This window comes from Gordonia liuliyuniae, assembly GCF_021738805.1.
GTDB classification, from domain to species: Bacteria; Actinomycetota; Actinomycetes; order Mycobacteriales; family Mycobacteriaceae; genus Gordonia; species Gordonia liuliyuniae.
Genome location: NZ_JAKKOR010000001.1, coordinates 458721 through 478371 on the forward strand (window position 1 = coordinate 458721; position 19651 = coordinate 478371).

Annotated in this window: 21 protein-coding genes; 13 read left to right on the forward strand and 8 right to left on the reverse strand. The window is 67.5% G+C overall.

The features are described from left to right. Positions 1–53: 53 nt before the first annotated feature. Together L5G33_RS02085 and L5G33_RS02090 are read right to left on the reverse strand one after the other, a co-directional pair. On the reverse strand, positions 54–776 hold the full coding sequence (locus tag L5G33_RS02085) for a cutinase family protein (protein WP_236996471.1): 723 nt from the start codon (positions 774–776) through the stop codon (positions 54–56). A gap of 128 nt (positions 777–904) precedes the next feature. Then, positions 905–1621 (reverse strand): DUF6474 family protein, encoded by a 717-nt coding sequence (locus L5G33_RS02090; protein WP_236996472.1) that lies wholly within the window; start codon positions 1619–1621, stop codon positions 905–907. Positions 1622–1755: 134 nt separating this feature from the next. Between L5G33_RS02090 and L5G33_RS02095 the strand changes: the two genes are divergently transcribed. Then, a complete protein-coding gene (locus tag L5G33_RS02095; RefSeq protein WP_236996473.1) occupies positions 1756–3393 on the forward strand; it encodes a TM0106 family RecB-like putative nuclease in 1638 nt (545 codons plus the stop codon). A 106-nt stretch (positions 3394–3499) separates the two neighbouring features. Continuing rightward, the gene (locus L5G33_RS02100) at positions 3500–3943 is read left to right on the forward strand and encodes an XRE family transcriptional regulator (RefSeq protein WP_236996474.1); all 444 of its coding nucleotides are present in this window, start codon (positions 3500–3502) and stop codon (positions 3941–3943) included. 57 nt (positions 3944–4000) lie between these two features. Here the strand turns inward: L5G33_RS02100 and L5G33_RS02105 are convergent, their stop codons facing one another. Further along, positions 4001–4762 (reverse strand): SDR family NAD(P)-dependent oxidoreductase, encoded by a 762-nt coding sequence (locus tag L5G33_RS02105; RefSeq protein ID WP_236996475.1) that lies wholly within the window; start codon positions 4760–4762, stop codon positions 4001–4003. Positions 4763–4814: 52 nt separating this feature from the next. After that, positions 4815–5537 (reverse strand): TMEM165/GDT1 family protein, encoded by a 723-nt coding sequence (locus L5G33_RS02110; RefSeq protein WP_236996476.1) that lies wholly within the window; start codon positions 5535–5537, stop codon positions 4815–4817. Positions 5538–5695: 158 nt separating this feature from the next. Between L5G33_RS02110 and L5G33_RS02115 the strand changes: the two genes are divergently transcribed. The 5 genes from L5G33_RS02115 (at position 5696) to L5G33_RS02135 (ending at position 10706) form a co-directional block, all read left to right on the forward strand. Further along, positions 5696–7720: an ATP-binding cassette domain-containing protein gene (locus L5G33_RS02115; RefSeq protein WP_236996477.1), complete on the forward strand. Its 2025-nt coding sequence runs from the start codon at positions 5696–5698 to the stop codon at positions 7718–7720. 1 nt (position 7721) lies between these two features. Further along, positions 7722–8471: an energy-coupling factor transporter transmembrane component T family protein gene (locus tag L5G33_RS02120; RefSeq protein WP_236996478.1), complete on the forward strand. Its 750-nt coding sequence runs from the start codon at positions 7722–7724 to the stop codon at positions 8469–8471. 119 nt (positions 8472–8590) lie between these two features. Next, on the forward strand, positions 8591–9043 hold the full coding sequence (locus L5G33_RS02125; RefSeq protein ID WP_236996479.1) for an ABZJ_00895 family protein: 453 nt from the start codon (positions 8591–8593) through the stop codon (positions 9041–9043). 197 nt (positions 9044–9240) lie between these two features. Next, on the forward strand, positions 9241–10167 hold the full coding sequence (locus tag L5G33_RS02130; RefSeq protein ID WP_236996480.1) for a helix-turn-helix domain-containing protein: 927 nt from the start codon (positions 9241–9243) through the stop codon (positions 10165–10167). Beyond that, positions 10164–10706 (forward strand): dihydrofolate reductase family protein, encoded by a 543-nt coding sequence (locus L5G33_RS02135; RefSeq protein WP_236996481.1) that lies wholly within the window; start codon positions 10164–10166, stop codon positions 10704–10706. Before L5G33_RS02130 ends, L5G33_RS02135 begins: the two co-directional genes overlap by 4 nt. A gap of 135 nt (positions 10707–10841) precedes the next feature. Here L5G33_RS02135 and L5G33_RS02140 read toward each other — a convergent pair whose 3' ends face one another. Continuing rightward, complete coding sequence (locus L5G33_RS02140; RefSeq protein ID WP_236996482.1) at positions 10842–11471, reverse strand: superoxide dismutase; 630 nt, start codon at positions 11469–11471, stop codon at positions 10842–10844. 142 nt (positions 11472–11613) lie between these two features. Here L5G33_RS02140 and msrA point away from each other — a divergent pair, with 142 nt between their 5' ends. Both msrA and L5G33_RS02150 read left to right on the forward strand, forming a co-directional pair. Next, entirely contained in the window at positions 11614–12327 is a 714-nt protein-coding gene (gene msrA, locus L5G33_RS02145) for a peptide-methionine (S)-S-oxide reductase MsrA (protein WP_236996483.1), read from the forward strand. Then, positions 12327–13433 carry a winged helix DNA-binding domain-containing protein gene (locus tag L5G33_RS02150; RefSeq protein ID WP_236996484.1) on the forward strand — a complete coding sequence of 369 codons (1107 nt, stop codon included), beginning with the start codon at positions 12327–12329 and terminating at the stop codon, positions 13431–13433. Before msrA ends, L5G33_RS02150 begins: the two co-directional genes overlap by 1 nt. On the opposite strand, the gene L5G33_RS02155 is transcribed toward L5G33_RS02150, so the two are convergent. Further along, on the reverse strand, positions 13399–14133 hold the full coding sequence (locus L5G33_RS02155) for a VOC family protein (protein WP_236996485.1): 735 nt from the start codon (positions 14131–14133) through the stop codon (positions 13399–13401). The genes L5G33_RS02150 and L5G33_RS02155 overlap by 35 nt on opposite strands. 464 nt (positions 14134–14597) lie before the next feature. Between L5G33_RS02155 and L5G33_RS02160 the strand changes: the two genes are divergently transcribed. The 4 genes from L5G33_RS02160 (at position 14598) to L5G33_RS02175 (ending at position 17721) form a co-directional block, all read left to right on the forward strand. Continuing rightward, a complete protein-coding gene (locus L5G33_RS02160) occupies positions 14598–14930 on the forward strand; it encodes a rhodanese-like domain-containing protein (protein ID WP_236996644.1) in 333 nt (110 codons plus the stop codon). A gap of 302 nt (positions 14931–15232) precedes the next feature. Continuing rightward, positions 15233–16000: a DUF4328 domain-containing protein gene (locus tag L5G33_RS02165; protein ID WP_236996486.1), complete on the forward strand. Its 768-nt coding sequence runs from the start codon at positions 15233–15235 to the stop codon at positions 15998–16000. After that, entirely contained in the window at positions 15997–16782 is a 786-nt protein-coding gene (locus L5G33_RS02170; protein ID WP_236996487.1) for a glycerophosphodiester phosphodiesterase, read from the forward strand. Before L5G33_RS02165 ends, L5G33_RS02170 begins: the two co-directional genes overlap by 4 nt. A gap of 24 nt (positions 16783–16806) precedes the next feature. Further along, positions 16807–17721 (forward strand): DUF5926 family protein, encoded by a 915-nt coding sequence (locus L5G33_RS02175; RefSeq protein ID WP_236996488.1) that lies wholly within the window; start codon positions 16807–16809, stop codon positions 17719–17721. 27 nt (positions 17722–17748) lie between these two features. Here L5G33_RS02175 and L5G33_RS02180 read toward each other — a convergent pair whose 3' ends face one another. Together L5G33_RS02180 and L5G33_RS02185 are read right to left on the reverse strand one after the other, a co-directional pair. Beyond that, on the reverse strand, positions 17749–18294 hold the full coding sequence (locus L5G33_RS02180) for a ferritin (RefSeq protein WP_236996489.1): 546 nt from the start codon (positions 18292–18294) through the stop codon (positions 17749–17751). A gap of 43 nt (positions 18295–18337) precedes the next feature. Then, positions 18338–19639 carry an LCP family protein gene (locus L5G33_RS02185; RefSeq protein ID WP_236996490.1) on the reverse strand — a complete coding sequence of 434 codons (1302 nt, stop codon included), beginning with the start codon at positions 19637–19639 and terminating at the stop codon, positions 18338–18340. Between the last annotated feature and the right edge of the window lie 12 nt (positions 19640–19651).

The window sequence follows — 19651 nt, forward strand, 5'->3', positions numbered from 1 at the left end:
GCGGTCCTATTGTGACTGTCGACACTCGACGCGGAAACGTTAGCCCGTTCGGCCTACACGCGGCGTGCGACGTATGCCGCGGCACGGTCCGTCGAACCGTTCACCGGGTACAGCAGGTGCAGAGCGTTCGGACCGGCGAGAGGTGCACCGTTGCAGATCGTGTCGCCCTGCGTGCAGAAGCGGATGGTCTTGCCCGCGTAAGCCTTTCCGACCCTCATCGTCGGTGCGCCCGCGTCCTTGAGGAAGCGAGCCGACGGGGGAGCGAACAGGACGACGGCGGCGACGTGGTCGGCGAGTTCGGCGGACATCGGCTTCGGTGCGTACTGGCGGTAGTCGGCGTACGACGCGGGGATGTCGTACGAGTCGGCGACCGTGTACGCGGCGAGTGCGCCGCCCTGCGAGTAGCCGCCGACGACGATGTCGGTCTTCGGGCATGCCGCCGCGATCTGACGAACTCGCTTCTGGGCGTGCTTCACGCCGGTCACGAAGGTCTCAGCGAACTCCAACTTGTTGCTGAAGTTACTGCTCGCCGGGTAGTTCACGGGTTCGACGCGGACCGAGTCGCCCTTGATCCGGTTGCGCAGCGAGTTCTCGAAGGCGATGCCTGTCACGCCGAGCGGGGGTGCGGTCTCGGCGGTGCCGCGTGCGAACAGTACGTGCACGTCGGCGCAGCGGGGCGCGGCTGACGCGTTCGGCGCGGCCGGCGCCTGGAGAGCCAGAATCCCGCTGAGCGCGACGATCACACCGGACACGAGGACGACTATGCGCTTCACCATGAGGTCCAGCTAATCACGGTTCGGAGCGGAGTGGGTGGTTCGGCACAGCATTCGCACGGATAAAAACTTCGGCACTCGAACCGTTCCTGGGGAACGGTTCGAGTGCCAAAGATTTGCCGACTCGTGATTCAGGTCGGGTGAACGTTCAGCCGGGCGAGCAGATCGTTGTCGATCGCGGTCAGTTCGTTGTCGATCGCGCGCTGCGCGGACTTCCGTTGCGCGGGCGGCATCGCGTCTGCGGCGTCGGCCGCCACCTCCAGATTGGCCAGCCGGTCGGTCATCGCGTCGACGAACGCCTTGCCCTCCGCGGTCTGCTCGGCCGCCGCGACCTTGGTCGCCGAGTCCCGCGAGGTGGCGATGCGGGCGCGCAGCGCGGCGCTCGGGCCGCCGAACTGGGTCAGAACTTGCGCGGGCACCCCGGCGCGCCGCGCCTGGATCTCGGTCAACTGAGCACGGGCCGCAACGGCACCGCGGTAGACGATCGGCACCACGACGGGCGCCGCCATGCGGCCGACGGTGAGGAACCGCTTCATCTTGGCCGGTGTGAACAGCGCCTTCGCCGCGTCGGCCTTCGCCTGCTCGGCGACGATCTTGGCTTCGGCCTCGGCGACCTTGCGCTGCGCCTTGGACGCGGTCTTCGTCGTCTTGCGTTCGGCCTTCTGCGTGCGTTTGTGGAATTTGTCCTCGGTCCGCAACTCCTTCTTCCGGAGCTTGCGGTCCACGGCGGACTCGGCTTTGGCCTGTGCCTTTGCGCGGTACTTGATCGCCTTCTCTTCGCCCTTGCGGATCTTCTTGCCCGCCTTGCGATCAGTACGCTTCGCGCGCACGGATGAGAGCAGTCCCATGCTCTGACCTCTCCGTCGGAATGTCGACACCTGCGAATGATTGTCTCCAGCTTTGCATAGTCTCGTGGGGTAGTGAATCACCCGGCCCGCGTGGGCCGGCGTTCGAGTCGACGAAACGAAGAGGGGCGCGGCACGTGAGTTCTGCGGTGTTGGGGGCACGGAACCTCAGCGGATGTGAACACCGGCTCGCTCTCGACTTCGCCGAACGCGGTGATGCGGCGGCCTCGGACGTGTCGCCGGAGGCCCGGCGCCGCATCGAGGCGGCCCAGTCGCACCGCGCGTCGGTGATCGCGACGCTGCACGGCTTCCAGAGCGGGCAGCCTGCGGACACGATCGTCACCGTCGACGACGGTCCGCACCGCGATCGTGTCGAGCAGACTCGACGCGCCGTCGAGTCCGGCGCCGCATGGATCTTTCGAGCGGCGCTGCCGACCGACGCAGGCCGCGGTCGCCGCGGGCACGCCGAAGCGCTGATCCGTCACGACGGCGGATACCTGCCGGTGATCGTCGTCAACCATCGAGTCACGACACCCACCAGCCCGGATCGGCCGGCCGATGCGCCCGCGCCGACGCTGCGGACGAGCCCGCTGTGGGGTTGGCTGCCCGAACTGGACGCGACTCGCTCGTTCCGATCGCAGCGTCGGGACGTGCTGCGGTTGTCGCATCTGACGGCCATGCTCGACGATCTCGGCTGGGGCGTCGACGCCGCCGACCGGTGGGGCGGACTGATCGGCCTGGACGCCGACTGCATCGTCGCGGTGCCGCTCACGGCGGCGATGGACGCATACGCCGAGGTGTTCGCGCGGCGGCGCGCGGTGGTCGACGGACAGGTCCGGACCGGTCCCCGCCGAGTCGCCGAATGCCGCAGCTGCCACTGGTGGCCGCGATGCGAGGCAGAACTGGTCGAGCGCCGCGATGTGAGTCTCGTCGTCGGCGGCAGTCAGTCGCTGGTCCTGCAGGATGCGGGCATCGTGACGGTCGACGACCTGGCGACCCACCGCGGGGATCCGCCCGCCGACTGGCCCGGCGCGGTGTCGTTCGACGACGCGATCGTGTCGGCACGGTGCTGGGTCGACGGGGTCCCGCTGGCGCGCCGCGGCGATCGGCCGTACGTGCGTCGCGCCGACGTCGAAGTGGACGTCGACATGGAAAGCTACTCCGAGCGCGGCGCCTACATGTGGGGCACACTCCTGACGGACACCACCGATCCCGGCCGCGACGTCCGGTACCGCGCGTTCGTCACCTGGGATCCATTGCCGAGCGTCGACGAGGGCAGGTCGTTCGCCGAGTTCTGGGCGTGGTTGAGCGCCGAACGGGCGGCCGCGCACGCCGCGGGGAAGACGTTCGCCGCCTACTGCTACTCACAGCAGGCGGAGAACCGCTGGCTTCGCGGCAGCGCCGACCGGTTCCACCGCGTCGTGCCCGGCGTGCCGTCGCGAGCCGAGGTCGACGCGTTCATCGGATCCAAGGAGTGGGTCGACGTCTTTGAGGCCGTCGGCCGCAACTTCGTGTGTCCGCGCGGCAAAGGCCTCAAGCGGATCGCGCCGGTCGCGGGATTCGGGTGGCGAGACGACGAGGCGAGCGGGGAGGCGTCGATGGAGTGGTATGCGGCGGCCGTCGCCCTCGACGGGGCCCCGCAGGACCTGTCGCAGCGTGACCGTCTCCTCGTCTACAACGAAGACGATGTCCGTGCGACGAAGGTCTTACGCGAGTGGATGTCGTCCGACGCCGTCCTGGATCTGCCGAGCAGTCGGGATCTGCTGTCGCACTGAGTAATTCAGTCCGAATTGCATAATCGAGCGCGGACACGATTGAATAGCTGCGACTGAGTCGGAGACGATTTCACGGCCGGGGGGCACGAGAGGGGCAGTAGTTTTCATGTCGGATGGGGAGGCGGGCGTGTTCGCCCTGCGACTGGACGAGTTGTTTCGGAGTCTTCCGGGACCGGACGGGCGTCCGTACAGCGCGAAGACCATCGCGCAACGCGCCGCGGACCGCGGGTACCGGATCGGTGAGTCATATCTGAGCCAGCTGCGTTCGGGCAAGGCCAAGTCGCCGTCGTTCCGGACCGTCGAAGGACTCGCGGCGGCGTTCGACGTCGACATCCGCCATTTCCTCACCGACGACGCTGAGCGCCGCACCCGTGCGGAGATCGAGCGGTTCCGGGCGACGGCCGACCCCGAGGTGCATCGGGTGGCGCAACGCCTAGCCGGACTGCCGAGGGAGACGGTCGCCGTCGTCGACGATCTCGTCGACGTACTGCACAGACGGCGAGAGCCCGTCGTCGTCGACCAAGGTCTACATCTGGTCGCCGACACGTGACGGGCCCTCGCACATCGGGATCGACCACATCGGGATCGACCTAGCTGGGCATCACACCTAGCGCGGCGCCATCCGGAGCGCGCCGTCCATGCGGATCGTCTCACCGTTCAGGTAGTCGTGGCCGACGATGAGTGCGGCGAGGTCCGCGTACTCGCTCGGCTCGCCGAGTCGCTGCGGGAACGGGATGCCCGCCTCGAGGGTCTTCTTGATTTCCGGTGTGACGCCGGCGAGCATCGGCGTGTTGATGGTGCCCGGCGCGATGGTGCAGACGCGGATGCCCGCGCGAGCCAGGTCGCGGGCCGCGGAGATCGTCATGGCGTGGACGCCGCCCTTGGACGCGGTGTACGCGATCTGGCCGATCTGACCCTCGAAAGCGGCGACCGACGCGGTGTTGATGATGACACCGCGGGCGTTGTCGTCGTTCGCGGCCTGCTCCGCCTGCATGCGGTTGGCGGCCAAGCGCATCACGTTGAACGTGCCGACCAGGTTGATCTCGATGACCTTGCGGAACAAGTCGAGGTCGTGCGGCCCCTCCTTGCCGAGGATGCGCGACGCCCAGCCGACGCCCGCGCAGTTGACGGTGACACGCAGCGGGAGGTCGGCGTCGACGATCCGGTCGATGACCGCCTGGACCTCGGTCTCACTGGTGACATCGGCAGCGACGAGGTGGACGCCGTCGACCTTGTCGGCCTTGTCGATGGAGGGCTGCAGGTCGATGCCGAAGACGGTCGCGCCGTCGGCTGCGAAACGCTTGGCGGTGGCGGCGCCCAGCCCGGAGGCGGCACCCGTGACGATGACGGCGGAGCCGGTGACGTCCATGCGAGAGTCCTTTTCTTCAATCCACGGCCCGAGAGGCCCGGTCGAGGAGACTTTAACGCACTGATGCCGAGCGATCGATCGGTAGCTCGTCGGTCGGCGCCGATTCGGCTGCTCGACGCCGGTTCGTTGCGATGATCCACCAGACACCTGCCGCGATGATCACGGTGGCGGCTGCGAGGGTCGACGCCACGACGACCGCCGACATGCCGATCAGGCCGTCGACGACGAGCCAGATCGCGAACACGAAGAAGAGCGCGGCAGCGCCGAGTGCGATGGTCCGCTCGGGCAGGTGCCGGTTGAGAACCCGCCCGACGGCGATCGCGAGCGCGTCGGCTGCCACCATGCCGATCGTCGAGCCGATCCAGACGCCGAGCCAGTCGCGGTCGGCGGCCAGCGCGATGGTCGCCAGCATTGTCTTGTCGCCGAGTTCGGCGAGTAAGAACGCCGACATGACCGCCAGGAACACCGAGCGACCGACGCGTCCGGCACGGCCGGCCTCGCCGTCGTCGAGTTCGTCGCCGCGCAGCGTCCACAACCCGAACACCAGCATTGACAGGCCGCCGACGATCGACAGGAGTTCGGTGGGGATCGACAGGCCGAGGAAATGCCCGAAGAACACCGACGCGGCATGCACGAGCGTCGTCGCGGTGAGGATCGCGGTCAACACCACCCACCACCGGTAACGGAGCGCGAACGTCATCGCCATCAGCTGGGACTTGTCTCCCAGCTCCGCGACGAAGATGACGGCGAAACTCAACGCCAGGGCTGCGAACATAACGCCAGGTTAGGGTGACCTGTATCCCTCATTCAACACTCGGTGAAGCCACTGAACCGCAGGTCGGGGGCCCGTATGTGGCTGTTCGGCTCACCTGAACATCGGGTGCGGGGTCCTCGGACAGCGGTCGAACACGCCGTGCGAGGCACAATGGTGCGGTGATCTCCCCTGCAATCGATGTCCGGCGTGCTTCGACCGGGCCGCTCCGGCCGATCGAGATCGCGTCCATCGCGATCTTCAGCGGTCTCACCGTCGTGCCAGCCGTCATCGTCGCGGTGGTCCCGATGGCCGCAGCTCTCGGCTTCCTTGCTCCGGTACCGATCGCGCTGCTCGCGGCTCGCACCCGCTCCCGAGCCGTGATCGCCGCGTTCGTCACCACCGTCGCCGTCACGTTCGCCGTCGCCGGGCTCGGCACCGCGTTCGGGGTGGCCGCGACCGCGGTGATCGGCGGGATCGTCGGAGAAGTCCGGCGCCGCGGCGGGGGACCCGCAGTCCTGGCCGTGGTCGCGTTGATCGTGTCCCCGCTCATCGCCGGTCTCACCGTCGCGTTGATGTGGTTGCTCGCACCGCTTCGTCGACTCGGCCTGGAAGTGTTCGACAACGTGTTGACTGGCCTGGCGAAGACGGTCAGAGCGGTCCGCCTCGACGCCGCGGGCGACGCCATCGAGAGCTTCTCCGGCAACGTCGTCGACCACTGGTGGCTGTGGCTCTGGATCCCCGGCACCATCGGGACGCTCGTGACTATTCTCGTCGCCGGGTGGATGCTCGGCAAGGTGCTCGACCGGCTCGCCGACGTCAAACTCGACGACACCCTCGAAGCCGCCTACCTCGTCGACGACGCGGCACCCGGTCCGCTGCCGATGCGGACGGTCGGGGTCGGCTACCGCTATCCGGGAACCTCGCACGACGTGCTGACCGGGATCGATCTGGAACTGCATCCGGGCGAGTTCGTGGCGGTCGTCGGCGCCAACGGGTCGGGCAAGTCGACGCTCGCGAAGATTCTCGCGGGCGTCGAACCGACGATCGGCGTCGTCGACCGTCCCGGATCGCCTGGCCTGGGACGGGCGGGCGGAACGGCGCTGGTCTTGCAGCGCCCGGAGGCGCAGATGCTCGGGTCGCGGGTGGCCGATGACCTGGTGTGGGGTCTACCTGATGACGCCGCCGTCGACATCGACGGTCTGCTCGCCGAGGTCGGCCTGGCCGGTCTCGGCGATCGGGACACGTCCGACCTGTCCGGCGGGCAGCAGCAGCGGCTCGCCGTCGCGGCGGCTCTCGCGCGCGGTCCGCGTCTCGTGATCGCCGACGAGGTCACGTCGATGGTCGACCCGGAGGGGCGCGACGATCTGCTCTCGATCCTCGCCGAGCTTCCGCGACGGCACGGCATCACCGTCGTCTTGATCACACACCGTGATTCGGAGGCGCGCGCCGCCGACCGGATCATCCACCTCGCCGACGGTCGCATCGTCGCGCATCACCCGGAGTGGATGCGACCGGAGAACACTGGGCCGGCGTTGACGTCGAAACCGTTCGGCGGCCACCCGCTGCTGGTCGTCGACGGCGTCGCGCACACCTATCTGCAAGGGTCGCCGTGGGAGGTGACTGCGCTGCACAGCGTGAGCCTGCGCGTCGATCGCGGCGACGGTGTGTTGATCGTCGGCGGCAACGGGTCGGGCAAGTCGACGCTGGCGTGGATCCTCGCCGGGCTCACCGAGCCGACGACCGGGCAGGTGCTGCTCGGCGGTAAACCGGTCCGCGAGAACGTCGGACGGGTCGGTCTCGGGTTCCAGCACGCGCGTCTGCAACTGCAGAAGGTCAGCGTCGGCGACGAGATCATGGCGGTCGGCGGCGAGAACGTCGGCACCACCGAGGTAGGCCGCGTACTCGACCTCGTGTCATTGCCGCGAGAGTTCGCGGCCAAACGCGTCGACTCACTGTCGGGCGGACAGATGCGACGCGTCGTGCTCGCGTCATTGATCGCGTCCGACCCGGACGTCCTCGTGTTGGACGAGCCGCTCGCCGGACTCGACCCGCAGGCGCGAGAAGAAGTGTTGAACGTGTTGGCGGCGCTGCGTGAACAGCACGGATCGACGATCGTGATCATCTCGCACGACCTCGAGTCGTTGGACAGGGTGTGCAACCGTCGCGTCGAACTGGTGGCGGGCGTTCTGGAAGGCGGTGCGTGACATGCAGATTCCGATGCTGCGGCAGATTCCGGGCGACTCACCGGTGCACCGTCTGTGGGCGGGCACCAAACTGATCGTCATCCTGGTGCTTGGCCTGATGACGTGGATCTTGCCGTCGTGGCCCGCGCTCGGATTCGTCGCCGTCTGCGCCATCGTGTTCGCGCTGGCCGCCGGGATCCCCGTCGGCGCGCTGCCGCGTCCGCCGTGGTGGTTCTGGGCGTTGATGGCGGTCGGTGTCGCCTGGTCGTGGGTCGCGCGAGGGTCCGACGGCGGGCTCACCGCGCTGCGTGCGGTCCTGCTCGGCCTCATTGTCATCGCGCTCTCGGTGCTGGTCGTGTGGACGACGCCGGTCGCCGAACTCGCACCCGCGATCGCCGTCCTGATGCGTCCACTGCGGTGGCTTCGGCTGCCGGTCGACGAGTGGGCGGTCACGATCGCGTTGTCGCTGCGGGGACTGCCGCTGCTGATCGACGAGATGCGGCTGTTGTGGGCGGCGCACCGGCTACGACCGAAGTCGAAGGCTGGATCGGGTCATCCGTCCGCCGAGTTGGGGGTCCTGGACATCATCGTCGCCGCCATGTCGTCGGCGATGCGGCGCAGCGCCGAGATGTCGGAGGCGATCACCGCCCGCGGCGGTACCGGCCGCCTCACCGCTTATGCGTCCCGCCCGGGTCGCTTCGACGCCGTCGTCCTGGCCGTGTTCCTCCTTGTGTCCGCTGGCGCGGCGACCGTCGGAATCATCTACCTGTAGAGTCCCGCCGCTACTTCGGCACTTTCTTTCGGCCTCAGGCCGAAAGAAAGTGCCGAAGTCCTTCCAGTGCTAGTGTCCAGCTAGGGGAGGCTACGGGCTTGTGAACCGCAGCCGCGCGTTTGGGAGGACGCATCAACATCTGGAAGTACGTGGGCTGGTATGCCCTTGGCTATGCGGTGGCGACGTTGGCATTGGGTGCCGTCGCGGTGTTGATCGGCGGTACGGGCGGGCTGGCCGCGACGACTGCTCCGTTCATCGCGACGTTCACTCCGGTCGCGCGGTTCGTTTCCGATTTTCGGACGATCCCGACGCGTGCTGAGCGGCGGACATTGTTCAGTGCGTGCGTTGGATTCTTTCTCGTCGTCCAATCAGTGATCGTTCTTGTGGTGGCCGTGGTGCACCCAGAGGTGGTGAGCGATGTGCTGGCACGACCACGTGCCGTCGTCCAGGCGTTGGTCGTCGGCGTCGCTCTCCAGGTGGGGCTCATGTGGCTGTCGTTCCGCTTCATGCCTGCCAAATTTCTTCGGAACCTTCTCAAGTCGGAAGCGAAGAAGGTGTCGCGGCAGGCGTGAGGTTCGACGGTCGGCGCGATCTTCATGGCTGCGGCTGCGGCTGCGAGACCAACGGCCTTCCCTACTTCGGCACTCTCTTTCGGCCTCAGGCCGAAAGAAAGTGCCGAAGTTCTTCCAGAAAGAGCGCCGTCGGGGCAGCAAGAGGTCGAGCAAGAACTGTCATGCGCGCCGCATCGCCGCCAGTCGATACTGAACACATGACAGATCTGCTGAGACGCCTGCTGGACGCTGTCCTCGATGAATCGCGGGACGGCCTCGGTGAGATGGCGGCGGCGACGTACACGTCGCCGTTTCACTTCGCCCGGTCGGTTCGGGCAGGTGCAGGCGAGTCGCCGGTCGCTCTTCGACGACGCGTCACGCTCGAACGGGCCGCGTGGGAACTGCAGCGCGGGGCCACCGTCACCGACTCAGCGTTCGCCGCGGGGTACGCGAGCGTCGAAGGGTTCAGCCGGGCGTTCGCGCGCGCATACGGGCACCCGCCGACCGCGATGATCGGTGCCGAGCGTTCCGGGCACTGGCTGCCCGCGCCCAACGGAATCCACTTCCACTCGCCGACTGTCCTCTACATCGACTCCGGGGAGGAGTCCGCAGGCGATGTCCTGTTGTTACAGGTTCAGCACGACGTCGCCGACATCGCTGCGCTGCTCGACGCCGCAGCAGGCCTGTCCGACGATGCGCTGGCCGCCGTACGCCTCCCCGGTAGCGCGCCACGTCATTGGGACGGGGCGGACGAGAGTCTCGTGCAAGTGCTGTGGCATCTGGTCTCGAGCAAACAGCCGTGGCTCGCGTCCATCGCCGGTGACGCGATGCCCGATATGACAGCGGTCCAGGATGTCTCAGCGTTGGCGTCCCTCCACGACCATGTGTCCGCACGCTGGCTCGCCACGATCCGCGACATCGAGCACCGCCGCGGGTGGGCAGACTGGATCGTTGACGCACTCTGTGAACCGCCCGAGTCGTTCCGGCTCGCGCAGATCGTCGCGCACGAGTTGACGTTCTCGGCGCATCGCCGACTCCTCGTGCGCTGGATGCTCGCCGACGCGGGTGTCGACGTGTCGACGCCCGCACTCGATCCCGATCCGATCATGTGGCAACGCCGCACCTCAGGAGGAGAGTCCAGATGACCGCCTACATCTACTACACCGCGTCCACGATGGACGGCTTCCTCGCAGACGAGAACGATTCCCTCGACTGGCTGCTCACCCAGCCGATCGACGACGACGGGCCGTTCAGCATCGACGAGTTGATGTCGTCGACCGGTGCAATCGTCATGGGCCGGACCACCTATCAGTGGGTCGTCGATCACATCGCCGAGAGCGGTGAGCCGTGGCCGTACGCCGACTACCCGACCTTCCTGTTCACCCATCGCGGCGTCGACGTGGTCGACCCGTCGATCGAGACCCTGTCCGGGAAACCGTCGGAGCACCGCGCGAGACTGGAGGCTGCGGCCGGGGAGAAGAACATCTGGGTGGTCGGCGGCGGCGACCTCGCCGCTCAGTTCGCGGAGTCGGCGATGCTCGACGAACTCGTCGTGTCGTACGCGCCCGCGACCGTCGGCTCCGGCAGGCCGCTCTTTACCCGAGCGTTCGACTTCGAACTCCTGGAGACCGGCCACAACCGGGCGTTCCTCATCGGCCGGTACCGCGTCGTTGGACCGCGATGACTCTTCAGAGTGAACGCTGCGTGCGTGACTTCCCGCTACGAGTCCGGACAATACGCAGGAGGCGACGCATGCAGCGTGAAACACGAACGGCGGCCGCCCCTCAGGGGCGACCGCCGTCGGTGTCAGTACGAGAGATCAGGCGGGAACGATCAGACCCGAACCCTGGGTCTTCGCGCGGTTGAGGCGCTCGGAAGCGTCCTCCCAGTTCACGACGTTCCACCAAGCCTTGACGTAGTCGGGCTTGACGTTCTGGTAGTCGAGGTAGAAGGCGTGCTCCCACATGTCGAGCATGACGACCGGGATGAGGGCGGCCGACGTGTTGCCGCTCTGATCAGTCAGCTGCTCGATGACGAGACGCTCACCGATGGTGTCGTAGCCGAGGACGGCCCAGCCGCTGCCCTGCAGGGTGGTGGCTGCCGCGGTGAAGTGCGCCTTGAACTGCTCGAAGCCACCGAAGTCGACGCCGATCTGCTCGGCGAGGTCGCCGGTCGGCTCGCCGCCGCCGTTGGGCGACAGGTTCTTCCAGAAGATCGAGTGGTTGGTGTGGCCACCGAGGTGGAACGACAGGTTCGCCGACAGGCCGTACACCTTGCCTGCGATGCTGCCGTCCTCACGTGCTGCTGCGAGGTTCTCCAGCGCGGTGTTCGCACCCTTGACGTAGGTGGCGTGGTGCTTGCTGTGATGCAGCTCCATGATCTTGCCGGAGATGTGCGGCTCGAGGGCGCCATAGTCGTAATCGAGTTCGGGCAGGGTGTATTCAGCCACGATGATCCTCTCTACAAGTTGAATGAGATCCGTACTGGGTCCAGTCATCAACATTTCCCCACACGGATGGTTATTGCAACAGATGTGCTCACGGTTCTGTTCCCGTCAGCCGGAGTTCACCGGCTCGTCGTAGCCTGGATCCATGAGTATCTTCGATCGTCTTCTCGCAGCGTCCGCGGTCAAGACCGCGATGGTCCCCCGGGAGAACGCTCTCCCCGGGCGCGATACCGCGATGCCGCTTCGTGGGGAGAACCTCGTCACTCACCGGCCGATGCGGGGAACTCCGGACGCCACAGGCGGATTCGGTGCGGCGGGGATCGGCGAGTGGGGCCCGGACCTGCAGGCCGTCGTTCTCGCCGGAGGCTGCTTCTGGGGCATCGAGGAGATCTTCTGGCAGCAGCCGGGGGTGTACACGACGGCCGTCGGCTATGCGGGCGGCTACACGCCGAACCCGACGTACGAGGAGGTCTGCACCGCGCAGACCGGACACACCGAATCGGCGCTCATCGTCTTCGACCCCGCGAAGACGACCCTCAAGCACCTGATCGAGCTCTTCTTCACCTCGCACGATCCGACGCAGGAGATGCGACAGGGCAACGACGTCGGCACCCAGTACCGGTCTGCCGTCTTCGGGCTCGACGGCGAGGCGACCCGGCTGGCCGTCGCCACTGCTGAACGCTACGAGCCGACGCTGCGCGCCGCCGGGTACGGACCGATCACCACTGAGATCGTCCCGCTCGCCGAGGCGGGCGACGGCCACTTCTACTACGCCGAGGACGTCCACCAGCAGTACCTGTTCACGAACCCGAACGGATACCGCTGCCATGTGAGCACCGGGCTGGCATTCGACGCCTGATGGCGCGCGCCCTCACTCTCGAGCAGTGGAACCGCACCCTGCTCGCGCGTCAGCACCTGCTCGAGCGGGTCGACGACGACGTCATGGAGGTGGTCGACCGCCTCGTCGGACTGCAGTCGCAGGATCCGCAGGCCGCCTTCTACGGTCTGGCATGCCGGGTCCAGGACTTCGATCCGGCCGACGTCGACGATCTTCTCATCGGCCGCGAACTCGTGCGCATGACGTTGCAGCGCGGCACCGTCTTCCTGATGGACGGACTCGACGCACGCTGGGTCCGTGCCCTCGTCCAGCCGTCGATCGACGCGGCTGCAGCCACGAACCACGGAAAGAAGCTGCGGGCCGCGACGGCTGCCGAGATCGTCGATTGCGCCGTCGAACTGCTCACTGCCACAGACGAACCCGTGCGCGGTTCAACGCTCCGCGATGCGCTCGTGCAGCGGTGGCCGGACGAGCCTGCAACGGACCTCGCCGCTGTCGCGCGCTGGCGGCTGCCGCTCGTCCAGACACCACCGCGCGGACTGTGGCGGGCATCGGGGGCTCCCGCGTACCGGCTCCTCGACGACTGGATCGGACCGGGCGAACCCGCGGTGACCGGCGACGAAGCACGCAGGGACCTGGTCCGCCTGTACTTGCGCGGATTCGGGCCCGCGACCGTCAACGCCGTCCAGACGTGGTCCGGTCTCACCGGGCTCGGTCCGCTCATCGCGGCAATGGAAGCCGACTGGGAACTGGTAGAGCTCACCGGGCCGGGCGGAGAGAAGCTCTACGACCTGGAGGGCCTGCCGATCGCGTCGGGCGACGAACGCGCTCCGGTCCGGTGCGTCGCGCCGTACGACAACCTCCTCGTCGCCAATGCCGACCGCGTCCGCGTCGCCGACCCCGGCCTGTACACGGCGCTCGCGACACCGAACGGACGCTTCCCCGGATTCGTCCTCGTCGATGGCTGGCTCGCCGCGACGTGGGCCCCGACCAAGGACGGTGTCACGCTTACCGAACTTCGCGACCTGACATCCGCGGAAAGGTCCGATGTCGAACGCGAAGTGTCGGCGGTGCGGGAGATGCGGGCGGCCGCTACGCGCCGGTCCGAGGATTGCGAGCGGAGATGAAGTAGCGGCGTCCGATCGGGTCGGACATCATCACGCGCTCGGTGCACTGCTTCACCACGGATGCGCCCCACCCCTCGTGCCGCTCGATCTCATCGTCGATGTCGGTGGCCGCCACCTCGATGTACGTCGCGGGCTCGGCGACGTCCGAGCGCACGAGGAGAACCTGAAGGGCCAGGGCCGGGTTTCGAGTCAGTCCAACACGGTCGGGGTCGTGTCTGCCCGGAGTGGGATGCCCGGTGAGCGCCTCCCAGAACGCGACCTCGGCGTCGAAGCGCTCGGTCGGCACGTCGAAGCACACCTGGTCGATGATGCTGATGGTTCCACCCGGCCAGCGGATGGGGCGGGCGCGTTCGCTCTCGCCCTGATATGGGACCAGACAGAACACTCCTCCGCCCGGCGACGACATCACCCGATGGGTGCGGTAGTCGGCGATCAGCGACGCACCGAGCGAGACGGCCTCCAAGGATGCGGACACCGGGTCGGCGACGTGGATGTCCAGGTGGGTTCCGCCGGGACCGTCGCTCACCCGTTGGACGCGGAGATGTGCGTCGCCGTTGAACGGTTCGAGCGTCGCGAATTCTTTGTGATCGCCGCGCGGCGGCGACACAGTGCTGCCCGAGATGGCCCGCCAGAAGGTCACCTCGGAGCCGAAGTCGGCGCCCGGGAGGTCGAGATACGCGGTCAGCCATTGCACATGCACGTCGACGATTCTAGGCAACCGGCCCATCCCGCAGCGTGTGGTCCACACAACTCCAAACCTCGCCTTGAGAGTTTCGTACGGCGTGTTATCCCCAAGTTGTCCACAACTATGGGTGTGGATAACTTCGACGAATCTTGGATGGCGCAGAGGTGTCCAGGAGCCGAAATCAGATGAATCGGACGGTCGATTAGAGACGTGCGACACACATTTACCCGCTTTACCTAGGTCTATCCACATTTCCACAGGGTTATCCACACCTTCTGGGGTCCTGTGAACGAATCGAACTCGACCGGTTTGTCACAGTGAAACGCTGCTTTGTGGATAGAACTATGCAGGTCTGCATAGTTGCGCGTGAGCGGGGTTGCTTGACTCTGGGAACGGCCCGTCTCAGATCTGAGCTAGGCGCGCGTCGGCTCGACGACCCACCCGTGGCCGCGACGTGTGGAAAACTGGACGGCGTGAGTATGGGCGACATCGAGACCGTGGCGGTGACCGACCTTCCCGACGACTTCACCAGCGATGCGGAGCGAATCCTGCTCGACGTGCGCGAGGTCGACGAATGGGAGCTGGGGCATGTCCGCGGCGCCATGCATATCCCGCTCGCCGAGGTCCCGGCCCGCATCGACGAGATCGATCTCGATCGCGAACTCCTCGTCGTCTGCCGGACCAGCGGCCGTTCCTACCGGATCATGGAGTACTTGCTGATGCGCGGAATCGACGGCGCGGTCGTGACCGGCGGCATGGTCGCGTGGGAGAGCGCGGGCAAGCCCATCGAGACCGGGTCGGGCGACGAGTGAACCTCGACGTCTGCCCCGCCTGCCGAATCCAGGCGCCTCACCGCGACGGCCGAACCGTCTGCCCGCGGTGTGGCGGGCCGCTCCTCCACACCGACGCCCGGGGAGCCGCCGAGGCCGCACAGGGATACCAAACAAGACAGGGATACCAAACAAGACAGGGACACCAAACGAGACAGGGACACCCCACAGGACAGGGACAGCCTCGTCCAACGCCTCCTCGTCCGGCACGGCCGCGTCCGCCCCAGCCGTCCAGGGGAACGCGCCCCGCGCTTCGTTGGGCCGCGCACCGCCCGCGTGAGGCGATGCCTGCGCCGCGGCCGTCGCGGAGGGCGAAGCCGGGTCCGACGCCGTCGTACGCGAACATTCCGCGCTGGGGACTGGTGGACGCGCATCCGGATTCCACCGACCCGGTGTCGGAGACGTCGGCCGATCCGGTGTCGTTGACCACCGACGCACTGGTGCGGGCGCTGCGGCTGGCCACCCTGATGCTCGCCGCGGCGGGCGTCGTCCACGCGATCCGCTATCTCGTCGCAGTCGTCAACCGGACCCGCCCGATCCCGGCGTGGATCGACTGGTTGACCAGCATCGGTGTCCTCGTGTTCGGGCTGATGGCGCTCGTCTCCGTCGTCATGACAACCGTCGCGTTCGGACGGTGGGTACGGCAGATCAGAGTGCGCCAGTACGAGTCGACCGGTTTCGTCGACCCCCGCCACGTCGTCTGGGTGTACCTGCTGTCGATGATTCCGCTCGTCAACGTCGTCGGGGCGCCCTGGTTGCTCCACGAAGCCGCGCGCGTCGCCGCACCAGATGCGCGGGCTGATCGCGTCCGTGTCCGGCTCGCCGCCGCGTGGGCCGTCGTCAACGCAGTCGCAGTGCTGGCCGTGGGCTACCGGATCGCGGCATGGAGTACCTCCTCGCTGCAGGTGGATGCCGACGCGCTCGCGTTGGTCACCGCAGTGTTCGCGGTGTCCGCGGTGTTCGCACACTGGGCTGTCCGCCGGATCGGGATTCTCGCCGGAACCCTCGACCCAGCCGCCGAGCGACCCATTCGACGTCTGGTCGCGGCTTGAGTCGGCCAGGAGTGTCCCGGTCGGGCAAGCCCGCCGTCGTCGCGCACCGCGGGGCGTCCGGTGAAGTCGCCGAACACACTCTCGGCGCCTACGAACTGGCCCTCGAGCAGGGCGCCGACGGGCTCGAGTGCGACATTCGCTTGACCGCCGACCACGAACTGGTCTGCATCCACGATCGGACCATTGAACGGGTCTCCGACGGTATCGGCGCGGTCAGTGAGATGACGTTGGCGCAGCTCCGTGAGCACGACTTCGGTTCGTGGCACAGCGGGACCCCCGCGCAGGTGCTGACGCTGCGCGAACTGCTCGGCCTGGCACTCGACTGGCATCGGCCCGTCCGGTTGTTCATCGAGACCAAACATCCGGTCCGTTACGGGTCGCTCGTCGAGACCGAACTCCTCGCGATGCTCCACGAGTTCGGGGTCGCCACCCCGCCGTCCGCCGACCACAGTCGGGCCGTTGTCATCTCGTTCTCGTCGGCAGGCGTCTGGCGTATCCGGCGGAGCGCCCCGATGCTGCCGACGATCCTTCTGGGCGACACCGCCCGCATCATCGGCGGCACCGCGGCGACCGCGGTGGGTGCCACCGGCGTCGGACCGTCTATCGACACGCTCCGCACTCATCCCGATCTCGTCGACCGTGCTGCCGCATCCGGTCGCGTCACCTACTGCTGGACCGTCGACGAACAGCCTGACGTGCAGTTGTGCGCCGACCTCGGGGTTCGCTGGGTGGCGACCAACCACCCGGCGCGCGTGCGGGACTGGCTGGTCACCGCGTACTGACCGTCCCCGTGAGATATTGGACGCATGGGTAAGAAGAGCAAGCGCGGCAGTGGCCCGCGCCCGGGAAGCAATCGCGCCGAGCGAGTAGCCGCACGAAAGGCCCGGCAGGAGGCGTCGTTGGCCGGTCCGGTCCGGCCGTTCGAAGGCCTCGCCGCCGAGTGCGACCTCGTCGCGATGCGCACGTTCATCGCGTCGGCGACGGCGCCGGTGCCGTTCGTCGACGGTTTCGGCGCGAAACAGGACGTCGAGTTCGCGACAGTGCTGCCCGGAGCGGTGTTCGCGGACGTGCGGGGCGACGCACCGGCGCACGGCTACGCCGCTCTCCAGACTGATCCGGATCCCGACGACCTCCGAGCGTCGGTCGCGAGTGCGCTCGCCTGGGCCGCGTCCGCAACGAGTGGGGACGAGTACCGGGGCGCCGCCACCGAACTCGATCTGGCCGCCATCGTCGATCCGACCGCGTCGATCCAGGTGACCGTCCATGACGATTTCGGATGGTGGTTCGCCGACGACACCGACTTGGACCCGCAGATCAAGGCGATGCTCGAGCGCGCGAACGACACCATCCTGCCGACCGCGCGTCTGACGGCCGCGAGCGGCGTCGGCGCCCCGTGGTGGGTCGACGCCGGGGAGAAGGCACACCTGCGCTGGGTCCGCCCCGAGGGCGAGGACGCACTGATGAACGCGTTGGCTCGCGTGCACGATGCCGGTGGTTTGACGCTCGGTGTCGGCTCCCGGTTCGCCGGTTCGTTCCGGACGCACGGCTTGCTCGTGCCGGTCTTCGACCTCGACGTCGAAGCCCACCACGCCGAGTGGAACGACGGCCTCGACGCCTTCGACAAGGCGCTAACCGAAGCCCTTGCCGACACTTCCGATCTGACCGCAGCCCAGCGCTCGTCCAAGGCGGGCATCATCGCCCGCCAGGTGACCATTCGGTAGGCGGCCCCGACATCACTCGGCCGCAGGCTAGGGCAGGTTGCCGCCTGCGGCGACGGGCGCGGAGGCGTCGGGCGACGAACTGGGGCTGTTGAGTTCACGTTCGACGAAGTTCTCGAGGTCGAACAGATTGCCGTTGGCGCGCTCGGCGATGGTCTGCAACGTCGTCATGCTCGCGACCTCTTCGACCTGTTCCTTGAGGAACCACTGCATGAACTGTTCGCCGAGGTAGTCGCCGTTGTCGCGCGCCGAACTGGCCAGGGCGACGATCTGCTCGGTGACCTCCTTCTCCTGGGACAGGGCCAAGGCGATCGGCTCCTGGTAGTCGGCGAACTCGGTGATCGGCGCGGCGGCCGCCGGAACCCGCACGTCGATGTCGCGGTCCAGGAAGTACTGCACGATCATCATCGCGTGGTTGCGTTCTTCGACGGACTGCTCGTAGAAGTGGCGCGCCATCTGCGGCATGTCGTGGGCGGCGTACCAGACGCCGAGCGCGATGTACTGCTGCGACGCCGAGAACTCATTGCTGATCTGGTCGTGGAGGAGTTCCTGGAATGCGGACGGCGTTTCACTCATGCGCCCAACCCTAGGACATCGTCAGCCTAGGACATCGTCGGCGTCAGTTCCCGATCACCGAACCGGTCGACGCGGTGAGGAGGTCGTCTGGGACTTCGACGCCGCGGCTGACGTACTCGAAGAACTTCGACGTGGTCTCGCCGGGGACCAGCGAGTCGCCGTCGTCAGTGACCTGGTCGCCGTCGGTCGGCACCGTTGTGGTCACCGGATTGCGCAGACGGAACGCGAGCCATGCCAGATTCCAGAGATGGTCGCCCTTGGCGACGGTCACCGCGTCTACGGCGCCGTTCGCGAACCCGATCAGCTTGAACGGATTCAACAGCACCGACGGGCTCGTCGCCTTCGACATGAGCGCGGAGAAGAACTTGCGCTGGTTGACGACGCGTTCGAGGTCGGCGTTCGGGAACGCGCGCGTCCGCACCAGGCCGAGGGCCTGCGCGCCGTCCAACGTCTGACAGCCCTTCGGGAGGCGGAGCCCGGCCTTCGGATCCCGCAGCGGCTTATCGAGACACATCTCGACGCCGCCGACCGCGTCGACGAGCTTGTCGAAGCCGCCGAATCCGATCTCGATGTAGTGGTCGATGTGGACGCCGGAGAACTGTTCGACGGTCTGCACCAGCAGCTGGGGGCCGCCCGCGTTGAACGCCGAGTTGACCTTGTGGCTGCCTTGGCCGGGGATCGGCACGTACAGGTCGCGGGGAACGCTGATCAACATAGGCTTCCCGGAAGTCGGGATATGGGCGAGCATGATCGTGTCGGTCCGGGCGCCGTCACTGTCGCCGGTCGCGAGCTTGTCCTTGTCCTCCTGGCTGAGGTCGGCGCGCGAATCGGTGCCGACGACCAGCCACGTCGTGCCGGGAGTGTCGCCGACTCGTCCCGCATAGTTCGTGAGCGCGTCGACACGGTGCAGTTTCGCGTCGTAGTAGAACATCAGCGCGACGGGCGTGATCAGCAGCAACAGCACGATGACCAGGATGATGCGCAGGACGCGGCGCGGTCTGCGGCGACGCTTCGGTGGCGGCGTCGCCCCGGCCGGTCTGCGGGGATCGTGCGGTCGGCGCGGCGGCGGGCCGCCGGGCTCCCCGTGCGGTCGGTGCGGCGGGGGAGCGGCCGGGCCGGGCCTGCGGTGTCGGTCCTGCGGCGGAATTGGCTGGGGTTGTTGTCGGGGCGCGTACCCGGGACGGCCCTGTAGTGGTTCCTGGCCGGGCTGCGGCGTGTATCGCCGCCGCTGCTGCGGCTCTTCCGACCACGCCAGCGGTGGACGATACGGCTGGCCGCCGGGCCCCCCATTCGGCTGGCCGCCGGGTGGCCGTCGCATCATCGGCGGCTCGGGCTGGTCGTTCATCCTCGCCACGTT

Excerpts from the sequence above, each read along its gene's own strand:
- L5G33_RS02085 (WP_236996471.1), bottom strand. The coding sequence starts at position 776 with ATGGTGAAGCGCATAGTCGTCCTCGTGTCCGGTGTGATCGTCGCGCTC.
- L5G33_RS02090 (WP_236996472.1), bottom strand. The coding sequence starts at position 1,621 with ATGGGACTGCTCTCATCCGTGCGCGCGAAGCGTACTGATCGCAAGGCG.
- L5G33_RS02100 (WP_236996474.1), top strand. The coding sequence starts at position 3,500 with ATGTCGGATGGGGAGGCGGGCGTGTTCGCCCTGCGACTGGACGAGTTG.
- L5G33_RS02105 (WP_236996475.1), bottom strand. The coding sequence starts at position 4,762 with ATGGACGTCACCGGCTCCGCCGTCATCGTCACGGGTGCCGCCTCCGGG.
- L5G33_RS02110 (WP_236996476.1), bottom strand. The coding sequence starts at position 5,537 with ATGTTCGCAGCCCTGGCGTTGAGTTTCGCCGTCATCTTCGTCGCGGAG.
- L5G33_RS02120 (WP_236996478.1), top strand. The coding sequence starts at position 7,722 with ATGCAGATTCCGATGCTGCGGCAGATTCCGGGCGACTCACCGGTGCAC.
- L5G33_RS02130 (WP_236996480.1), top strand. The coding sequence starts at position 9,241 with ATGACAGATCTGCTGAGACGCCTGCTGGACGCTGTCCTCGATGAATCG.
- L5G33_RS02135 (WP_236996481.1), top strand. The coding sequence starts at position 10,164 with ATGACCGCCTACATCTACTACACCGCGTCCACGATGGACGGCTTCCTC.
- msrA (WP_236996483.1), top strand. The coding sequence starts at position 11,614 with ATGAGTATCTTCGATCGTCTTCTCGCAGCGTCCGCGGTCAAGACCGCG.
- L5G33_RS02150 (WP_236996484.1), top strand. The coding sequence starts at position 12,327 with ATGGCGCGCGCCCTCACTCTCGAGCAGTGGAACCGCACCCTGCTCGCG.
- L5G33_RS02160 (WP_236996644.1), top strand. The coding sequence starts at position 14,598 with ATGGGCGACATCGAGACCGTGGCGGTGACCGACCTTCCCGACGACTTC.
- L5G33_RS02165 (WP_236996486.1), top strand. The coding sequence starts at position 15,233 with ATGCCTGCGCCGCGGCCGTCGCGGAGGGCGAAGCCGGGTCCGACGCCG.
- L5G33_RS02175 (WP_236996488.1), top strand. The coding sequence starts at position 16,807 with ATGGGTAAGAAGAGCAAGCGCGGCAGTGGCCCGCGCCCGGGAAGCAAT.
- L5G33_RS02180 (WP_236996489.1), bottom strand. The coding sequence starts at position 18,294 with ATGAGTGAAACGCCGTCCGCATTCCAGGAACTCCTCCACGACCAGATC.
- L5G33_RS02185 (WP_236996490.1), bottom strand. The coding sequence starts at position 19,639 with ATGAACGACCAGCCCGAGCCGCCGATGATGCGACGGCCACCCGGCGGC.